This window comes from Klebsiella sp. TF21-TM, assembly GCF_019753495.1.
Classification (GTDB): Bacteria; Pseudomonadota; Gammaproteobacteria; order Enterobacterales; family Enterobacteriaceae; genus Klebsiella; species Klebsiella quasipneumoniae.
Genome location: NZ_JAIJYL010000008.1, coordinates 67,493 through 84,779, shown reverse-complemented (window position 1 = coordinate 84,779; position 17,287 = coordinate 67,493). Strand labels below are relative to the sequence as shown.

The 17,287-nt window shown below is 60.1% G+C and carries 16 protein-coding genes; 10 read left to right on the top strand and 6 right to left on the bottom strand.

The window, feature by feature from the left end; all coding sequences use genetic code 11:
- Positions 1 to 9 precede the first annotated feature (9 nt).
- Together K5R89_RS09880 and K5R89_RS09875 are read right to left on the bottom strand one after the other, a co-directional pair.
- The gene (locus K5R89_RS09880; protein WP_023290501.1) at positions 10 to 441 is read right to left on the bottom strand and encodes a tripartite tricarboxylate transporter TctB family protein; all 432 of its coding nucleotides are present in this window, start codon (positions 439 to 441) and stop codon (positions 10 to 12) included.
- A 15-nt stretch (positions 442 to 456) separates the two neighbouring features.
- Positions 457 to 1,437: a tripartite tricarboxylate transporter substrate binding protein gene (locus K5R89_RS09875; RefSeq protein ID WP_023290500.1), complete on the bottom strand. Its 981-nt coding sequence runs from the start codon at positions 1,435 to 1,437 to the stop codon at positions 457 to 459.
- Positions 1,438 to 1,570: 133 nt separating this feature from the next.
- Between K5R89_RS09875 and tctD the strand changes: the two genes are divergently transcribed.
- The gene (gene tctD, locus K5R89_RS09870) at positions 1,571 to 2,248 is read left to right on the top strand and encodes a transcriptional regulator TctD (protein ID WP_032453566.1); all 678 of its coding nucleotides are present in this window, start codon (positions 1,571 to 1,573) and stop codon (positions 2,246 to 2,248) included.
- On the top strand, positions 2,235 to 3,641 hold the full coding sequence (locus K5R89_RS09865; RefSeq protein WP_102005774.1) for a sensor histidine kinase: 1,407 nt from the start codon (positions 2,235 to 2,237) through the stop codon (positions 3,639 to 3,641). The genes tctD and K5R89_RS09865 overlap by 14 nt, the downstream gene beginning before the upstream one ends.
- Here the strand turns inward: K5R89_RS09865 and nudI are convergent.
- Positions 3,633 to 4,058: a nucleoside triphosphatase NudI gene (gene nudI, locus K5R89_RS09860; protein WP_044524255.1), complete on the bottom strand. Its 426-nt coding sequence runs from the start codon at positions 4,056 to 4,058 to the stop codon at positions 3,633 to 3,635. The two genes, K5R89_RS09865 and nudI, sit on opposite strands and share 9 nt — an antisense overlap.
- Positions 4,059 to 4,196: 138 nt before the next feature.
- On the opposite strand from nudI, the gene K5R89_RS09855 reads away from it, so the two are divergent.
- The 7 genes from K5R89_RS09855 (at position 4,197) to yfaU (ending at position 11,593) form a co-directional block, all read left to right on the top strand.
- Complete coding sequence (locus tag K5R89_RS09855) at positions 4,197 to 5,114, top strand: Rpn family recombination-promoting nuclease/putative transposase (RefSeq protein WP_048336233.1); 918 nt, start codon at positions 4,197 to 4,199, stop codon at positions 5,112 to 5,114.
- A gap of 283 nt (positions 5,115 to 5,397) precedes the next feature.
- Entirely contained in the window at positions 5,398 to 5,940 is a 543-nt protein-coding gene (locus tag K5R89_RS09850; protein ID WP_004201712.1) for a YfaZ family outer membrane protein, read from the top strand.
- A 102-nt stretch (positions 5,941 to 6,042) separates the two neighbouring features.
- A complete protein-coding gene (locus K5R89_RS09845; RefSeq protein ID WP_217259340.1) occupies positions 6,043 to 7,239 on the top strand; it encodes a nicotinamide mononucleotide deamidase-related protein YfaY in 1,197 nt (398 codons plus the stop codon).
- Between the two features lie 203 nt (positions 7,240 to 7,442).
- Entirely contained in the window at positions 7,443 to 8,228 is a 786-nt protein-coding gene (locus tag K5R89_RS09840) for an IclR family transcriptional regulator (RefSeq protein ID WP_023290494.1), read from the top strand.
- 10 nt (positions 8,229 to 8,238) lie between these two features.
- Positions 8,239 to 9,444 carry an L-rhamnonate dehydratase gene (rhmD, locus tag K5R89_RS09835; RefSeq protein ID WP_217259339.1) on the top strand — a complete coding sequence of 402 codons (1,206 nt, stop codon included), beginning with the start codon at positions 8,239 to 8,241 and terminating at the stop codon, positions 9,442 to 9,444.
- A 41-nt stretch (positions 9,445 to 9,485) separates the two neighbouring features.
- Positions 9,486 to 10,775, top strand: coding sequence for an MFS transporter (locus K5R89_RS09830; RefSeq protein ID WP_032453561.1), 1,290 nt, complete (start codon positions 9,486 to 9,488; stop codon positions 10,773 to 10,775).
- Between the two features lie 14 nt (positions 10,776 to 10,789).
- On the top strand, positions 10,790 to 11,593 hold the full coding sequence (yfaU, locus tag K5R89_RS09825) for a 2-keto-3-deoxy-L-rhamnonate aldolase (protein ID WP_023290492.1): 804 nt from the start codon (positions 10,790 to 10,792) through the stop codon (positions 11,591 to 11,593).
- A gap of 21 nt (positions 11,594 to 11,614) precedes the next feature.
- On the opposite strand, the gene glpC is transcribed toward yfaU, so the two are convergent.
- Genes glpC through glpA form a run of 3 tightly spaced genes read right to left on the bottom strand, consistent with a single transcriptional unit; the run spans position 11,615 to position 15,661 of the window.
- Entirely contained in the window at positions 11,615 to 12,793 is a 1,179-nt protein-coding gene (glpC, locus tag K5R89_RS09820) for an anaerobic glycerol-3-phosphate dehydrogenase subunit GlpC (protein WP_023290491.1), read from the bottom strand.
- Complete coding sequence (glpB, locus tag K5R89_RS09815) at positions 12,790 to 14,049, bottom strand: glycerol-3-phosphate dehydrogenase subunit GlpB (protein ID WP_186976760.1); 1,260 nt, start codon at positions 14,047 to 14,049, stop codon at positions 12,790 to 12,792. The genes glpC and glpB overlap by 4 nt, the downstream gene beginning before the upstream one ends.
- A complete protein-coding gene (glpA, locus tag K5R89_RS09810; protein ID WP_186976759.1) occupies positions 14,039 to 15,661 on the bottom strand; it encodes an anaerobic glycerol-3-phosphate dehydrogenase subunit A in 1,623 nt (540 codons plus the stop codon). The genes glpB and glpA overlap by 11 nt, the downstream gene beginning before the upstream one ends.
- A 272-nt stretch (positions 15,662 to 15,933) precedes the next feature.
- Here glpA and glpT point away from each other — a divergent pair, with 272 nt between their 5' ends.
- A complete protein-coding gene (gene glpT / locus K5R89_RS09805) occupies positions 15,934 to 17,280 on the top strand; it encodes a glycerol-3-phosphate transporter (protein WP_023290488.1) in 1,347 nt (448 codons plus the stop codon).
- Positions 17,281 to 17,287: the final 7 nt, after the last annotated feature.

The window sequence follows — 17,287 nt, the reverse complement described above, 5'->3', positions numbered from 1 at the left end:
ACGCCTCCGTTAATTAAACCAGATGCCAAGGGGCAGGGTGACATCGAGCAGGGTGTCGAAGGCGTACCATAACGACACGCCCATCGCGACGCCGGCAATGCCCGCCGCCGGCAGCGTCGCGCCGAACAGCAGACCAATGATCGCCGTCAGCAGCGCGGTGGCCAGCGGAAAACCGAGCCATTCAAACCCCCAGGCGTAGACCACCAGCACCACGACCATGGTCAGCAGACGCTGCAGCACATGCCGTCCCGGCCACTCGACGGCGTCCGGGCGACGTAGCAACATTAACGCCGAGCACAGCAGCATCAGGCCGATGATCCCGAGCGGGAAGGGACGCGGGCCGACGGGTTCATAGGCGTATTCGCTGTGGATCTGCCAGGCGATAAACAGACCGCCAATACATAACAACAGCCACACTCCGGCAAAAATACGATCGCTCATTAGCGCCTCCGCGGATTATTTTGCCAGGCCAAAGGCTTTCGCCTGTTCGCGATAGTCGTTGACCTGCTGCTTAACGTAGGTATCGAGCTCCTTGCCGTTCATGTTGAATTCAAACAGGCCGCGCAGTTCACGTTGCTTTTTGAACGCTTCGGTTTGCTGCAGTTTAGTGAATTCATCGACCCACCACTGGTACTCGGCGTCGCTGACTTTCGGGCCCATAAAGAAGCCGCGAATAATCGGCCAGACCAGGTCGTAGCCCTGTTCTTTAGCGGTGGGGACATCGGCGAGCGCGCCCGGCAGTCGTTCACTGGAGAAGACCGCCAGCACGCGGATTTTATTGCCCTGCAGATAGGGCACCATCTCGCTGAGATCGCCGGAGACCGCCTGCACATGGTTACCGAGCAGCGCGGTCACCGGCTCGCCGCCGCCCTCAAAGGCGACATAGCGCATTTTATGCGGGTCGACGTTGGCTTTTTGCGCCAGCAGCGCCGCTTTCATCCAGTCCTGGCTGCCGATGGAGGCCCCGGCGCCAATCACGATACTGGAGGGATTTTTCTCCATCGCGGTCATAAACGACTTCAGATCTTTCCATGGCGAATCGGCGCGCACGGCGATCATGCCGTAGTCGGTGCCGACGCTCGCCAGCCAGCGCACGTCATCGACGCTGTAACGGCCGAATTTACCCTGCGACAGGTTCAGCAGCGAGCCGCCGGAGAAGGCGACGACGGTCCCCGGCTCTGCCGGGCGCTGGGCGACAATGGCGTTGTAGGCTACCGCGCCCACGCCGCCGGGCATATAGGTGACGCGCATCGGTTTCTCGATAGCGCCGGTTTCCATCAGGCTCACCTGAATCAGCTTACAGGTCAGGTCAAAGCCGCCGCCGGGTTTAGCGGGCGCGATACATTCGGTGCGGGACGGGGCCTCCGCGGCGAAGGCGGATGTGGTGCAAAGGCACAGCGCGATGGCGCTCAGATGGCGGAAAAATGGCGTTTTCATAGGCTTCCTCAGCAGGTACAGGGCAGGTTTTTTTGATTATGTGAACCGACATATGGCGATTCGGTTGCATGATTGTTAAAACAGTTACCTTTCATTTCCCTTTCAATGCAGCAGCAACGTTACAGGATGTGATATGCGTCTCTTATTAGCCGAGGATAATCGTGAGCTGGCTCACTGGCTGGAAAAAGCGCTGGTGCAGGGCGGTTTTGCCGTAGATTGCGTCGCTGACGGGCGTGCGGCCGACCATCTGCTGCAAAGCGAGCAATATGCGCTGGCGGTGCTGGATATCGGTATGCCGGGGTTCGATGGCCTTGAAGTGGTGCAGCGGCTGCGCAAGCGCGGGCAGACCCTGCCGGTGCTGTTGCTGACCGCCCGCAGCGCGGTAGCAGACCGGGTGAAGGGCTTAAATGCCGGCGCGGATGACTATTTACCTAAGCCCTTTGAGCTGGAAGAGCTCGACGCCCGCCTGCGGGCGCTGCTCCGGCGCAGCGAAGGGCAGGTGCATGAGGTGCAGCAGCTTGGCGAGCTGGCGTATTGTGACGAAGGCTATTTTTTACTCCGCGGCCAGATGTTGTCTCTGACGCCGCGCGAGCTGGCGCTATTGAAGGTGCTGATGTTTCGCCGCACCCGCCCGGTTTCCCGTCAGCAGCTGTTCGAACAGGTGTTCAGCCTCAGCGATGACGTCAGTCCGGAAAGCATCGAACTCTATATTCATCGTCTGCGCAAGAAACTTCAGGCGAGCAATGTGCGTATAACCACCCTGCGCGGTTTAGGCTATCTGCTTGAGTGCGAGCGCCATGAGATGGAGTAAGCCGCAATCGCTCTATGCCCAACTGTTGCTGTTTCTCGGCCTGCCGCTGGTCCTGCTGTGGGGACTCTCCGCGTTTAACAGCTACGTCAGCGCGCTGCAGGCGGCGACGCAAGCCTACGATCGTACCCTGCTGTCGTCGGCGCGGACGGTGGCCGAGCAGCTGGTGGTTCGCGGAGGGCAACTGGAGGTGAATGTGCCCTGGGTGGTGCTGGACAGCTTCGAGCTCAATATGAACGATCGTCTCTATTACAAGGTGCTCGACCCGCAGGGGAAGGTCATTTCCGGCTATGACGATCTGCCCGCGATGCCGCCCTCCACCTCGCGAACTCAGCTCTATCCGGCGCTGGCGTGGTTTTATCATACCGAATATCGCGGTCAGGCAATCCGCGTGGCGCGCCTGCTGCAGCCCATCAACGAAGGCGGCATCGTTGGCATGGCGGAGATATATATTGCCGAAACGCTGCAGTCCCGCCGCTGGCTGGCCGGACAATTACTCTTCTCATCCTGGGTGTCGCAGGGGTTACTGGTCCTGTTGACGCTGGTGCTGGCAGCCTGGCTGCTGCGCCGCGTGCTGCGGCCCATGCGTCAGCTCTCCGCGCTGATGGTGCGCCGTGAACCCGGTCTGCTGACGCCGCTGCCGGAGCTGCTGCCCTGGTCGGAAACGCGGCTGCTGATTGTCGCGTTCAACCGCTACATCGACCGCCTGCGGGTGATGATCTCCCGCCAGGAGCGCTTCAGCGCCGATGCGTCCCATCAGCTGAAAACACCGCTGGCGGTGCTGAAAACGCAGGCTTCGGTAGCCCTGGCCAGCGACGATCCGCAACTGTGGCGCGAAAGTCTGCAGGCGATGCGCGCCACGCTGGACGATACGGTCTTGTTAACGGAGCGGTTGTTGCAGCTGGCGACGGTAAAACAGCGGGAGCAGGCGTTTGCGGTGATTAACTTGCCGGAGATTGTGCGCAACAGCTGCTTTTCACGTATCGCGCAAGCGCGGAGCAAACATATCGATCTTGGCTACGAGGGCGAGCAGTCGGCGGTACATGTGGCAGGCGATAGCGTTCTGCTGGGGGAGCTGTGCGCTAACCTGCTCGACAATGCCATTCGCTATACCCCGGAATATGGAACGGTCACGCTTAGCCTGCATCGCGATGGCGAAGTCGTCACGCTAAGTGTGGAAGATAGCGGTCCGGGCATCGAGGAAAACCTGATTAATCAGGCGCTGATGCCGTTTCGCCGCCTCGATAACGCGGGCGCGATTCCCGGCGCCGGGCTGGGCCTGGCGCTGGTTAACGATATTGCACGTTTGCATCGTAGCCACCTGCAGCTTTCGCGCAGCGAAAGCCTGGGCGGACTGAAGGCGACGCTGCGCCTGCTGACCGTGGCGTCAGAGTAGCCCCTTCATGCTCAGGGTGAGGCGGGTGGCGGCATTGAGATCGTAGTTTTTAAGCTCATCCGCTTTCACCCAGGCGTAATCGTCAAACTCCTCGTTGATCGTTACGTCGCGATTGGCGCTAACGCAGTCGAAGATTAGATAGATCATATAGATCGTTTCCTGGCGCCCGTCGGGATAGGTTTTCACGCGGGTATCGTCGCGGAAGCTCCATGGCGTGATACGGGTCAACTGCAGTTTTTCGCCAAGCTCCTCGCGGACTTCGCGTCGCAGCGCCTCTTCAATACTTTCCCCCGGCTCCACGCCGCCGCCGGACAAGGCCCATTGTCCGGGAAAAACGCCGCGGTCAGCAGCCATCTTGCACAACAGGTAATGGCCATCATTTTGGATTAGCGGGCAAACAATCGTCCTTTGACGCATGATTTTTCTCCTTCGCAGTAAGTCGGGCCGGGTATCGAGGAAACAGTTTGCGAGGCGCCTCGGCAAACCGCAAGGGAAATACGGCGCTGGCTTTACAGAGTGATAAGTTAAGCGAAAATTATCGTATGGAGAGCCACCATGGAAAGGACCACCCATTCCCCACATGACGCCGTGTTTAAACACCTACTGTCGCATCGGGCGACGGCGCGGGATTTTCTGGACATTCACCTTCCTGAACATTTGCGAGAATTATGCAATCTGCAAACGCTGCAGTTGGAGTCCGGAAGTTTTATCGATGAAGACCTGCGCGCCAGCCATTCCGATATTCTTTACTCGCTGCAAACCCAGGCGGGGGACGGATATATCTATCTGCTTATCGAACATCAAAGCTCTGCGGACCGTCATATGGCATTTCGCCTGATGCGTTATGCGATAGCAGCGATGCAGCGCCATCTGGATAAAGGACATACGCAACTGCCATTGGTGATCCCGCTGCTTTTTTATCATGGGCAAGTCTCGCCCTGGCCGTATCCCATGTGCTGGCTGGAAGGATTTGCTCATCCGCAAACCGCGCGGCAAGTATACAATCAGGATTTTCACTTAATCGATATCACGGTGCTTCCTGACGATACAATAATGCAGCACCGACGGGTCGCGATGCTTGAGTTACTGCAAAAGCATATCCGGCAGCGCGATATGATGGAACTGCAGGAGCAACTAGCCAGCCTGTTGGCGCTGGGATACACTAGCCGCAGACAGCTCAGGACGCTGCTTCACTATTTATTGCAGGCAGGAAATGCCGCCGATCCGGTCGCCTTTTTACGTAATCTTGCGCAAAATGTCCCCAGACGGCTGCATAAGGAGACGCTAATGAACATTGCCCAGTTTCTGGAACAACGGGGCCATCAGCAGGGCCTGCAGGAAGGTCTTGAACAGGGAGAACAATTGGCTGCGCAACGTATTGCCAAGGCGATGCTGGAAAACGGGCTTGATCTGGCGCTGGTGGCGAAGCTGACGGGGCTTGCGCCGGAGCGCCTGGCCCTGCTCGCCCATTAATTTTTCTGCTTCCTTCAAACAGCCTGCGCGACGGCGACTGCGCAGGTAAATATAGATTTATTCAATCAATACAACCTAATTAAATATAATTCTACTGAATATGAATGCGGTGAAATTTACATTCTTTCGCAAATGCGCGGCGGTATTGCTGTAAAAAGACGCAACTGGTTACACTCTTGTGAAAAATCATTTCGCCAGGTCATTGATTCCTGACGAGTGCGCAGTAGAATTTTCAGGTTTTTTCGGGACTTCTTTGATTTTAATTTTCTGGATAGAGTAAATAATGAAAAAAAGCATTTTTATGGCGCTGGCTGGCGTCATGCTGGTCTCTTCGGCGGCCCATGCGATCAGCGTTACCGGCGAAGCAGGCGAGCATTACACCAACCTTGGGGTCGGCTTCGGCACCGAGTCCACCGGTCTGGCTGTTTCGGGTAACTGGCTGCACAGCGATAACGACGGCGACGCCGCGGGTTTAGGCCTGGGCCTGAATATTCCGCTGGGGCCGTTCCTGGCGACCGTGGGCGGTAAAGGGGTATACACCAACCCGAAACAGGGTGATGAAGGTTATGCGGCCGCGGTCGGCGGCGGCCTGCAGTGGAAAATCGGCGACAGCTTCCGTCTGTATGGCGACTACTACTACTCTCCAGATTCCCTCTCCAGCGGCATTGACAGCTATCAGGAAGCCAACGTCGGCGCCAGCTGGACCATTATGCGTCCGCTCAGCATCCAGGCAGGCTATCGCTATCTGAACCTGGCGGGCAAAGATGGCAACCGCGATAACACCATCGCCGACGGCCCGTACATCGGCGCCAGCGCCAGCTTCTAATCTCCTCCGGCGCGGTCTCTTCTTGCCGCGCCAGATTTTCCTCCTCGTCAGCCTCCCGCTTTGCGTTATAGTATTTGCCACCTGGCAGGCAAGGAGTGAGCAATGTTGAATGTGGAAATGCTGTCCACTGGCGATGAAGTGTTGCATGGTCAAATCGTTGACACCAATGCAGCATGGCTGGCGGATTTCTTTTTTAATCAGGGTTTACCATTAACGCGCCGTAATACCGTCGGCGACGATCTCGATGCGCTGGTGGCGATTCTGCGCGAACGCAGCGAACAGGCGGATGTGCTGATCGTCAATGGCGGCCTCGGCCCAACCAGCGACGACCTGAGCGCGCTGGCCGCGGCCACCGCGAAAGGCGAAGGGCTTATTTTGCATCCGGAGTGGCTGGAAACCATGACCCGCTTCTTTGCTGAACGCGGGCGGCCGATGGCGGAAAGCAACCGTAAGCAGGCGGAAATCCCCGCCAGCGCCGAGATGATCAATAACCCGGTGGGCACGGCCTGCGGCTTTGCCATCCAGCTCAATCGCTGCCTGATGTTTTTCACCCCCGGCGTTCCCTCTGAATTCAAAGTGATGGTCGAGCAGGAGATTTTACCGCGCCTGCGCCAGCGCTTTACGCTGCCGGAACCGCCGGTATGCCTGCGGCTGACCACTTTTGGCCGCTCGGAAAGCGAGCTGGCGCAAAACCTCAATCCGCTGACGTTACCGCCTGGCGTGGTGATGGGCTACCGCTCGTCGATGCCGATCATTGAGCTGAAGCTGACCGGACCGGCTGAGCAGCGTGACGCCATGCTGGCCCTGTGGCCGGAAGTGCGTAAAGTGGCTGGCGACAGCCTGATTTTCGAAGGCACTGAAGGGTTACCGGCGCAGATTGCACGCTGTCTGCAGGAGCGGCAGCTGAGCCTGACGCTCAGCGAGCAGTTTACCGGCGGTCTGCTGGCGCTCCAGCTGTCCCTCGCCGGCGCGCCGCTGCTGGCCAGCGAAGTGGTCCCGGCGCAGGAGGAGACGCTGGCGCAGGCGGCCCGCTGGGCGGCCGAGCGGCGCATTAACCATTTTGCCGGCCTGGCCCTGGCGGTGAGCGGCCAGGAAAACGATCATCTTAACGTGGCCCTGGCCACCCCCGACGGCACCTTCGCGCTGCGGGTGAAGTTTAGCGTCACCCGCCACAGCCTGGCGGTACGCCAGGAAGTCTGCGCCATGATGGCATTAAACCTGCTGCGTCGCTGGCTGAATGGCCAACCGCTGGCCAGTGAACATGGCTGGATTAACGTGGTGGATTCCCTCTCAATGTAAGTCGTTTCCCGGCGCGCGGGCTTCTCCCCGGCGCCGGTTGTCCAGCCTGTTGTACTCTCCTGAAAAAATTCTGTGCGTTAAGTCGCAATTTTCCGCTGCGAACGGTCCAGCATACGGGAAAGCGATTGCCCCGCGATGTCGCTCACACTTTACCGCCCGGACAACCGCAACACTGATTCCAGTATTCAGGATTGGAGTCCAGTATGTTGGAATCAACGAAAGTCCCGGCGCTGACCCGCGCGATTGAGATCCTCAATTTAATTGGCCGCATCGGACCCTGCAGCGCGGCGACGATAATAGCGGAGCTGGGGATCCCGAAAAGCACGGTTTATCTGCTGCTGGGCGAGCTGAAAAAGCAGCGCTTCATCAGTATGGATAATCAGGATAACTACTGCCTGTGGACCAAACTGGTGGAGCTGGCCGGGCAGGCGCTAAGCAAAATGGACCTGCGCGAGCTGGCGCGGCCGCGCCTGACCCGGCTGATGGATGAGTGCGGCCTGCTCTGCCATCTGGGCATTATCGATCACGGTAACGCCTACTACATTCTGAAAATTGAATCACCCGCCACCATTAGCGTGCGTTCGCACGAAGGAAAGAGCCTGTCGCTTTACCGCTCCGGGATCGGCAAATGTCTGCTGGCCTGGCAGCCCGCCGGGGTTCAGGCATCGATTATCGATGAACTGCAGTGGGAGCGGGCTACGCCAACGACCATCAGCAATGCTCAACAGCTGCGGGAGGAGCTGGGGCGGATCCGCGCCCGGGGCTGGAGCTTTGATAATGGCGAGGACTATCCGGACGTGCGCTGCGTGGCCGCCCCGGTTTTTAACGCCAATAACGACCTGACCGCCGCCATCTCGGTGGTGGGTACCCGTCTGCAAATCAATGAAGACAATCGCGATTACCTTGCCGGTAAGGCGATTGCCTGCGCGAAAGATATTTCACGACTGCTGGGGTGGAAAAGCCCCTTTGAACAACTCGCCTCATCATAAGGAGAACACCATGACCCTACCGAAAATTAAACACGTCCGCGCCTGGTTTACCGGCGGCGCCACCGCAGAGCAGGGCGCCGGCGGCGGCGATTACCACGATCAGGGGGCTAACCACTGGATTGACGATCATATCGCCACCCCGATGAGCAAATACAAACAGTATGAGCAGTCCCGCCAGTCGTTTGGCATCAACGTGCTGGGCACGCTGATTGTGGAAGTGGAAGCCGACAACGGGCAGACCGGCTTTGCCGTGTCGACGGCCGGAGAGATGGGCTGCTTTATCGTGGAAAAACATCTCAACCGCTTTATCGAAGGCAATTGCGTCAGCGATATCAAACTGATCCACGACCAGATGCTCAACGCCACCCTTTACTACGCAGGATCCGGCGGTCTGGTGATGAACACTATCTCCTGTGTCGACCTCGCGCTGTGGGATCTGTTCGGGAAAGTGGTTGGCCTGCCGGTCTACAAACTGCTGGGCGGAGCGGTGCGTGACGAAATCCAGTTCTATGCCACCGGCGCTCGTCCGGATCTGGCGCAGGAGATGGGCTTTATCGGCGGCAAAATGCCCACCCACTGGGGGCCGCACGATGGCGACGCCGGGATCCGCAAAGACGTCGCCATGGTGGCGGACATGCGCGAAAAATGCGGCCCGGATTTCTGGTTAATGCTGGACTGCTGGATGAGCCAGGACGTTAACTATGCCACCAAACTTGCCCATGCCTGCGCCCCTTACAACCTCAAGTGGATCGAGGAGTGCCTGCCGCCGCAGCAGTATGAAGGTTATCGCGAGCTGAAGCGCCAGGCGCCGGCCGGGATGATGGTGACCAGCGGCGAGCACCACGGCACCCTGCAGTCCTTCCGCACCCTGTCGGAGACCGGAATCGATATTATGCAGCCCGACGTCGGCTGGTGCGGCGGCTTAACCACGCTGGTGGAGATAGCGGCTATTGCTAAAGCGCGCGGGCAGCTGGTGGTGCCGCACGGCTCGTCGGTTTACTCACATCATGCGGTGATCACTTTTACCAACACGCCGTTCAGCGAGTTTCTGATGACCAGTCCTGACTGCGCCACGCTGCGTCCGCAGTTCGACCCGATCCTGCTCGGCGAGCCGGTGCCGGAGAGGGGGCGCATTCATAAATCGGTACTGGATAAACCCGGCTTTGGCGTCGAGCTCAATCGCGACTGCAACCTGAAACGTCCTTATCAACACTGATCCCCCGGGCCGCCCGGCGGCCCACGCCTGAGGATATTATGATGAGCAACACTCTGCTGGAGAGCGTGGTGAAGAAAAACCGCGCCCGCTTAATCCCCTTTATGCTGGCGCTGTACGTGCTGGCGTTTCTTGACCGTTCGAATATCGGTTTCGCCAAAGAGACCTACCAGCTGGACACTGGCCTCAGCAACGAAGCCTATGCGCTGGGGGCGGGGATTTTCTTTGTGGTCTATGCCTTTCTTGGGGTGCCGGCCAACCTGCTGATGCGTAAATTTGGCGCCAGAAAATGGATCGGCTGCACCACGCTGCTGTGGGGCGTGCTGTCGGCGGCGATGGCGTGGGCGGATACGGAAGCGAAATTCCTGCTGGTACGTACCCTGCTGGGCGCGGCGGAGGCGGGCTTCTTCCCCGGAATGATCTACCTCACGTCTCAGTGGTTTCCCCAGCAAAACCGCGCCAGCATTATGGGGCTTTTTTATATGGGGGCGCCGCTGGCGCTGACCCTCGGTTCGCCTTTATCCGGCGCGCTGCTGGAGATGCATGGGTTTATGGGCCATCCCGGCTGGTTCTGGATGTTTGTGATTGAAGGCCTGCTCGCCGTCGCCGCAGGAGCGTTCACCTTCTTCTGGCTGGACGATTCGCCGCAGCATGCCCGCTTCCTGAGCGCGGCGGAGAAACAGGCGCTGATAAGCGAGCTGGCGCGAGAGGAGGAGAAAAAGGTCACCTCGCGTCTGTCCGATGCGCTGCGTAACGGGCGGGTCTGGCAGCTGGCGCTGATCTACATGACCATTCAGGTGGCGGTCTATGGCCTGATTTTCTTCCTGCCCACTCAGGTCGCCGCGCTGTTGGGCACCAAAGTCGGCTTCATTGCCTCGGTGGTGACGGCTATTCCGTGGGTGGCGGCGCTGTTCGGCACCTGGCTTATCCCTCGCTACTCCGATCGTACCGGCGAGCGGCGCAATATTGCCGCGCTGACGCTGCTGGCGGCAGCGGTCGGGATTGCGGTTTCCGGGCTGGTGGCGCCGGTGCTGGCTATCATCGCGCTGTGCGTGGCGGCGGTTGGGGTGATTGCCGTGCAGCCGGTCTTCTGGACGATGCCGACGCAGCTGCTCTCCGGCACGGCGCTGGCCGCCGGGATTGGCTTCGTTAACCTGTTTGGCGCCATCGGCGGCTTTCTGGCACCGATCGTTCGCGTGCAGGCCGAAACGCTGTTCGCCAGCAGCGCCGCTGGACTGTTAACCCTGGCCGGCGTGGCCATCATCGGGGTGATCATCATCTTCTCATTAAGCCTCACCCGCGCGGTTCCTCAGCGCGGCGGCGTACAGCATTGATTAAAGGAATCGCTATGAACGCACTGTTATCAAACCCCTTCAAACGTGGATTATTACGCGGTGAGACGCAAATAGGCCTGTGGCTGAGCTCGACTTCCTCCTATCTGGCGGAGATTGCCGCCACTTCAGGTTATGACTGGCTGCTGATCGACGGCGAGCATGCCCCGAACACTATTCAGGACCTTTATCATCAGCTCCAGGCCATCGCCCCTTACGCCAGTCAGCCGGTGATCCGGCCGGTGGAGGGCAGCCGCAGCCTGATAAAACAGGTGCTGGATATTGGCGCCAGAACGTTGCTGGTGCCGATGGTCGATACCGCCGAGCAGGCGCGGGAAGTCGTCTCGGCAACCCGTTATCCTCCTGTCGGTAGCCGCGGCGTTGGCGCCGGCGTGGCCCGGGCGGCGCGCTGGGGCAGAGTGGAGAATTATATGGCGGAGGCGAATGACGAACTCTGTCTGCTGATTCAGGTGGAGAGCCGAACCGCGCTGGAAAATCTGGACGCTATCCTCGAGGTGGAGGGCATTGACGGGGTGTTTATCGGGCCGGCGGATCTCTCCGCTTCGCTGGGGCACCCGGACGATGCTGGCCATCCTGACGTGCAGCGGGTGATTGAGCAGAGCATCCGGCGCATTCGCGCGGCGGGAAAGGCGGCCGGATTTCTGGCGGTCGACCCGGCGATGGCGGAAAAATGTCTCGCCTGGGGGGCCAATTTCGTCGCCGTCGGGGTCGATACCATGCTGTACACCCAGGCGCTGGACCGCCGGCTGGCAATGTTTAAATCCGCCAGCGCTCAGCCGCAGGAGAAAGCGAGCTATTGACGGCGCAGGCTGGCGCCGGACTCAGGCGAGCGCCTGCGCCAGCACCGTGAGCGGATGTTCGCAGCGTTTGCTGGTGGACATTTCTATCTGCCATTTACAGGTCTCGCAGTCGGTGACGACGATGTCGGCGCCGCTCTCCTCAATCTGACGGAACAGCGGGGCGCCGATAGCCTGGGATACCGCGTAATTCTCAGTCTTAAACCCGTAGGTGCCGGCGATGCCGCAGCACTGCGAATCCAGCACTTCCAGCTGCAGGCCAGGGATCAGCCGCAGCAGTTCGAGGGTATACAGCGACCAGCCCATTTTCTCCATATGGCACGGCGTGTGATAGACCACCTTCAGCGGCAGCGGGCGCAGCGGCAGCGTTTTGCCACTATCCAGTTGTTTCCAGATCCAGCGAGTGGCCAGCTCCACCCGGTCGCGGAGATCGCTGTTGTCGACATCAAGGAGATGCGGGTATTCATCGCGCAGCGTAAAGGTGCAGGTCGAGGAGGTGGCGATGATCGGCAGCGCGTTTTCCCGCATCGCGGCGACGTTGCTCTGCGCCTGCTTACGCGCTTTGTCAAAAAAGCCGTTGGCGATCAGCGGCACGCCGCAGCATTTTTCCCGTGATAACAACTGCACGCCGGTGCCCAGCGCATTGACGACGCGAATCAGATCCTTGCCCAGCTGCGGGTGGTTATAGTTGACGTAGCAACCATGAAAGAAGGCCACCTGCTCAGGGTACTGCGCCTGTCTGGCCGCGAGCTGGCGGTAAGCGCGGCGGAAGGTACCGAAGCCATATTTTGGCAGCGTGCGGCGATGATCGATATTGAGCGCCGCGTCGAGCAGGCGGCGTACCGGTTTTAAGCCGGTGGTGGCGTTTACCAGTGGGGCAAAGGGGGTGGAAAGGGTGCCCATCAGGTCGGTATGGCTGAGAATAGCGTCGCGCAGGGTCGGTTTTTGCTGGCCATACTGTGCCCGGGCGCGCTGAATGATATCGCCAATTTTCACATCCGACGGGCAGGCGACCTCACAGCGCTTGCAGTTAATGCAGTACTTGAGCGCCTCATCGTACAGCGCGCCATCCTTCAGGCGCAGGCGTTCGCCGTCCGGCCCCGCCTGTTTCGGCCCGGGATAGCGCGGATTGACCCGGCTGACCGGACAGGTGGTGGTACAGACTGTGCACTTAATGCAGCTTTCAAAACGGGTATCGTTCATGGTCGGCCTCCGGCGAGGGCGTGGATCTGTCTGGCGGCGTGCAGTGCGGTGACGGCGCAGACCCCGCCGCCGCAGCCGAGCTGAATGGCATCGAACCCGCCGAGCAGTGAACCGATGGCGAAAAGATTGCTGAACGGCTGCCCGCCCAGCATGGGGCGCAGCAGGGCATCGGTTTTCACCCCGAAGCGCTGCCACGGCTGGGAGGCAAAGAAGTCGCGCTGGTACCAGTCGTCGCGCGGCAGGGTCTGCTGTAGATCGAGACCGAGAATGGGTTCGCGCACGCTATCCCGCGTGGCGACAAGACCGTTACTGAAAAAGCTGCCGCTGGCCAGCACGGTAAAACGCGGACGCAGCGCAATATCGCCGTGATTTCGCGTCCAGACGGCCTCGACGGCGCCCTGTCGATGGCTGATGTTCACCACTTCATCGCCGGCAAGCCAGGTGCCGCCGCCGCGAATAAACTGCCGCTGCAGCAAACGGTGCAGGCGCATCCCGGGAACCGAAGGCGGCAGCGTCGGCAGCAGACGCAGCGGGCAGGGCAGGCGCGCCTGCAGCCAGTGGTACAGGCGATCGTCGGCGAGGCCAAAGCAGGCGGGCATGATCAGCAGCTCATGCTGCTGCGCCAGCGGCAGCAGCGCCGCATGCAGGGCAGGCCAGTGGTTTTCAGCGTCGAGGAGGCGGGCGATATTGGCGGCGCGAAACTCGGTGGGGTTATCACGTAAAACATCCAGCAGCGGTAACTCGATTTCCACCGCCACGGCGGTGACGCCGGTTTGCCCGAGCGCGGCGGCGGCGAGATGCGGCTGAAAATCGGCAAAGCCGCTGATCCCCACCAGGCAGACCCCCTGTCGGGGGAGTGGCGCGACAGGAACCTCCTGCGGCGATAGCCACGCCGCGCGCAGCGTCCCCAGCGGCGTTACCCGCCGGTGCGGGCGGTGCGCGTCGCCCTGCATCACCGCGCCGCAGGCGGCCAGCAGGGCTTCAGTTTGTTTTGCGTATTCGAGCACCGCCCCGGCGCCGAGCCGGGAATAAGGGTGCTCAGGAAGCAGTTCAGCGAGCTGCTGCAGACCTTGCGCGAGGTCAGTGACGTTATCGCCGTTCGGCAGCGCCGAGAGCAGATCTAACGACGCGGAGGAAAAATGCAGCGCGCTTTGCCCGCGGCTGATGATAACGCTGCGCAGGCCGGACTGATTCAGCGTCAGGCCGCACAGCAGGCCGGCCAGTCCGCCGCCGATAATCGCGCAGTCAAATTTCATCCTGATGCTCCTGTGGTAGTCCGCACAGGCCGAGGTAGACCCAGCGGGTGAATTCGCTTTCGCGCAGCGCGTCGCCCCAGGCGATGGGCTGCACGCCCTTCCAGCGCTCATTGAGAAACGCCGACAGCTGGGTCAACGACTGCGCGGGGGTGGTGACGTTAAAGCGCTGCAGCAGACCGGCGGCGCGGCAGGCGCAGAGTTCCCCCTGGCAGGTCCCCATGCCAATCCGGGTACGGCGGCGCAGGTCGAGCAGGGTGTGGACCGCCAGATTTTCCACCGCGTATTTCACTTCACCAGCGGTGACGGCTTCGCATTCGCAGACCAGACTACGGTGCTGGCGGCTGTCGCCAAGCCAGGCCGGCGTGCGATCGCCATGGCGGTAGACAGCAGAGCCGCGCAGCGGGCCCGGCAGGGAGATAATTTTTCGCAGGGTGCTTTCCGTCGGCTCCTGCGACCCGGGGAGCGGGCTCTCGGCCGTGGAACAGGGGGTGGTGTTGCCCAGCTTACGACAGACGGCGTCGGTGGCCCACTCGGCCATCAGGCGATAGGTCATCAGCTTGCCGCCGGTGATGGTAATGAAGCCTTCCATGCCGTCGCGCTGAGCATGGTCGAGCAGGACGATGCCGCGGCTGACGCTGCGTCCGCTGGGATCGTTGTCGCTGGCCACCAGCGGGCGCACGCCGGAGTAGGCGCGGAGGATCCGGGTGCGGCCCATGACCGGCGCCAGCTTTTCACCTTCGCGCAGCAGGATTTCGACTTCCGCGGTCGTTACCCGGTTGTCGTCAATTTCGTCATAAGGAATATGCATCGAGGTGGTGCCGATCAGCGAGATGGTATCCCCGGGCACCAGAATATCGGCATCGGCGGGCTTACGGCAGCGGTTGATCACCAGGTTGTTAATCCGGTGGTCAAGGATCAACAGCGATCCCTTCGCCGGAAACATGGTGATGCACAGGTCGGCATATTCCGCAATGCGCTGCCCCCAGATCCCGGCGGCATTGACCACTACCCCGGCGTACAGGGCGCGGGTCTGGTGAAGCTGACGATCGTATACCTGGACGCCACAGACGCGGTCGCCCTGGCGCAGCAGGCCTGTCACTTCGCAGCCGGTGAGGATCTGCGCGCCGTGTTCGCGGGCGTCGAGCATATTGGCCGCGGTGAGGCGAAACGGGTCAATGGTGCCATCCGGGACCTGCACCGCCCCCAGCAGCGTCGGGTTGACGGCGGGCTCGCGGCGCAGCGCCTCCTGCGCAGAAAGCGGCGTGGCCTCTATGCCAGCCTGCTGGCAGGCGGCGATAAAGGTCTGCTGCCAGGCCAGATCGTCTTCAGGCAGGGTAATGAACAGACCGCCGGCCGGTTCGATACAGTGACGGGCGATGCGGCGCAGGATGCGGTTCTCACTGATGCATTCGCGGGCGGATTCGTTGTCGGTCACCGCATAGCGGGCGCCGCTGTGCAACAGCCCATGATTACGGCCGGTGGCCCCGGTGGCGATATCATGGCGCTCAATGAGCACTGTACGTAATCCGCGTCGGGCGCAGTCGCGGGCGATGCCGGCGCCGGTTGCTCCGCCGCCGATGATGATGACCTCGCTATCAAGACGTCCCGTCATCTTCAGCTCCTCTGCTTTCGTTTACCGCCATTTAGCCACAATCAATAAGGTTATTGTTTGATTTCGAGCATATTCGCGCGTTATTTGAGCGCATTATGTGATTTTGTGCTCACATTGGAACCTTTTGTCATATTTCTGTAACAAATTGTGCGATGTTTCACAGTATCAGCTCTACGTATTGCCTACCATCGCGGCCAGATTCGAAGTTGGTGATTAATCTGGGATTGTTGTCGTGACGTCAGTAAAAAACAGCAAGGGCCACGGAGGCTGATATGTTAAGTATTTTTAAACCTGCCGCGCATAAAGCGCGTTTGCCAGCCGCAGAGATCGACCCGCTCTATCGTCGGTTACGCTGGCAGATTTTTATCGGCATCTTCTTTGGTTATGCCGCTTACTATCTGGTTCGTAAGAACTTTGCCCTGGCGATGCCCTATCTTATCGAGCAAGGTTTCTCCCGCGGCGATCTCGGTTTCGCCCTTTCCGGCATCTCCATTGCCTACGGATTTTCGAAATTCATCATGGGATCGGTCTCTGACCGTTCGAATCCGCGCATTTTCCTGCCGGCGGGGCTGATCCTCGCCGCGCTGGTGATGCTGGTGATGGGCTTCGTACCGTGGGCCACCTCGAGCATCATGATCATGTTCGTACTGCTGTTCCTCTGCGGCTGGTTCCAGGGAATGGGCTGGCCGCCGTGCGGCCGTACCATGGTCCACTGGTGGTCGCAGAAAGAGCGCGGCGGAATTGTTTCAGTGTGGAACTGCGCGCATAACGTCGGCGGGGGGATTCCGCCGCTGCTGTTCCTGTTGGGTATGGCCTGGTTTAACGACTGGCATGCGGCGCTCTATATGCCGGCTTTCGGCGCTATTCTGCTGGCGATTTTCGCCTTCGCGATGATGCGCGATACGCCGCAATCCTGCGGCCTGCCGCCGATCGAAGAGTATAAAAACGACTACCCGGACGATTACAGCGAAGAGCATGAACAAGAGCTGACGGCGAAGCAGATCTTTATGCAGTACATTCTGCCGAACAAGCTGCTGTGGTACATCGCGGTCGCCAACGTCTTCGTTTATCTGCTGCGCTACGGCATTCTCGACTGGTCGCCGACCTACCTGAAAGAGGTGAAGCACTTCGCGCTGGATAAATCCTCCTGGGCCTACTTCCTGTACGAGTACGCGGGGATCCCGGGCACCCTGCTGTGCGGCTGGATGTCGGATAAAGTGTTTAAAGGCAACCGCGGCGCCACCGGCGTGTTCTTTATGACCCTGGTCACCATCGCCACCGTTGTCTACTGGCTGAACCCGCCGGGTAACCCGGGCGTCGATATGGCCTGTATGATTATTATCGGCTTCCTGATCTACGGCCCGGTGATGCTGATTGGCCTGCATGCGCTGGAGCTGGCGCCGAAGAAAGCCGCCGGCACCGCTGCAGGCTTCACCGGCCTGTTCGGTTACCTCGGCGGTTCCGTGGCCGCGAGCGCCATCGTCGGCTACACCGTCGATTTCTTCGGCTGGGACGGCGGCTTTATGGTGATGATCGGCGGCAGCGTGCTGGCGGTTGTCCTGCTGGTTATCGTGATGCTCGGTGAACGCCGCCATCATCAACAGCTGAAGCAAGCCTAAGGAGCGG

What these genes read in the sequence shown, in the direction of transcription:
- K5R89_RS09845 (WP_217259340.1), top strand. Translation starts at nt 6,043, where the DNA reads ATGTTGAATGTGGAAATGCTGTCCACTGGCGATGAAGTGTTGCATGGT.
- glpA (WP_186976759.1), bottom strand. Translation starts at nt 15,661, where the DNA reads ATGACGGGACGTCTTGATAGCGAGGTCATCATCATCGGCGGCGGAGCA.
- K5R89_RS09865 (WP_102005774.1), top strand. Translation starts at nt 2,235, where the DNA reads ATGAGATGGAGTAAGCCGCAATCGCTCTATGCCCAACTGTTGCTGTTT.
- glpT (WP_023290488.1), top strand. Translation starts at nt 15,934, where the DNA reads ATGTTAAGTATTTTTAAACCTGCCGCGCATAAAGCGCGTTTGCCAGCC.
- K5R89_RS09830 (WP_032453561.1), top strand. Translation starts at nt 9,486, where the DNA reads ATGAGCAACACTCTGCTGGAGAGCGTGGTGAAGAAAAACCGCGCCCGC.
- glpB (WP_186976760.1), bottom strand. Translation starts at nt 14,049, where the DNA reads ATGAAATTTGACTGCGCGATTATCGGCGGCGGACTGGCCGGCCTGCTG.
- rhmD (WP_217259339.1), top strand. Translation starts at nt 8,239, where the DNA reads ATGACCCTACCGAAAATTAAACACGTCCGCGCCTGGTTTACCGGCGGC.
- K5R89_RS09855 (WP_048336233.1), top strand. Translation starts at nt 4,197, where the DNA reads ATGGAAAGGACCACCCATTCCCCACATGACGCCGTGTTTAAACACCTA.
- K5R89_RS09850 (WP_004201712.1), top strand. Translation starts at nt 5,398, where the DNA reads ATGAAAAAAAGCATTTTTATGGCGCTGGCTGGCGTCATGCTGGTCTCT.
- glpC (WP_023290491.1), bottom strand. Translation starts at nt 12,793, where the DNA reads ATGAACGATACCCGTTTTGAAAGCTGCATTAAGTGCACAGTCTGTACC.
- K5R89_RS09875 (WP_023290500.1), bottom strand. Translation starts at nt 1,437, where the DNA reads ATGAAAACGCCATTTTTCCGCCATCTGAGCGCCATCGCGCTGTGCCTT.
- nudI (WP_044524255.1), bottom strand. Translation starts at nt 4,058, where the DNA reads ATGCGTCAAAGGACGATTGTTTGCCCGCTAATCCAAAATGATGGCCAT.
- yfaU (WP_023290492.1), top strand. Translation starts at nt 10,790, where the DNA reads ATGAACGCACTGTTATCAAACCCCTTCAAACGTGGATTATTACGCGGT.
- K5R89_RS09840 (WP_023290494.1), top strand. Translation starts at nt 7,443, where the DNA reads ATGTTGGAATCAACGAAAGTCCCGGCGCTGACCCGCGCGATTGAGATC.
- tctD (WP_032453566.1), top strand. Translation starts at nt 1,571, where the DNA reads ATGCGTCTCTTATTAGCCGAGGATAATCGTGAGCTGGCTCACTGGCTG.
- K5R89_RS09880 (WP_023290501.1), bottom strand. Translation starts at nt 441, where the DNA reads ATGAGCGATCGTATTTTTGCCGGAGTGTGGCTGTTGTTATGTATTGGC.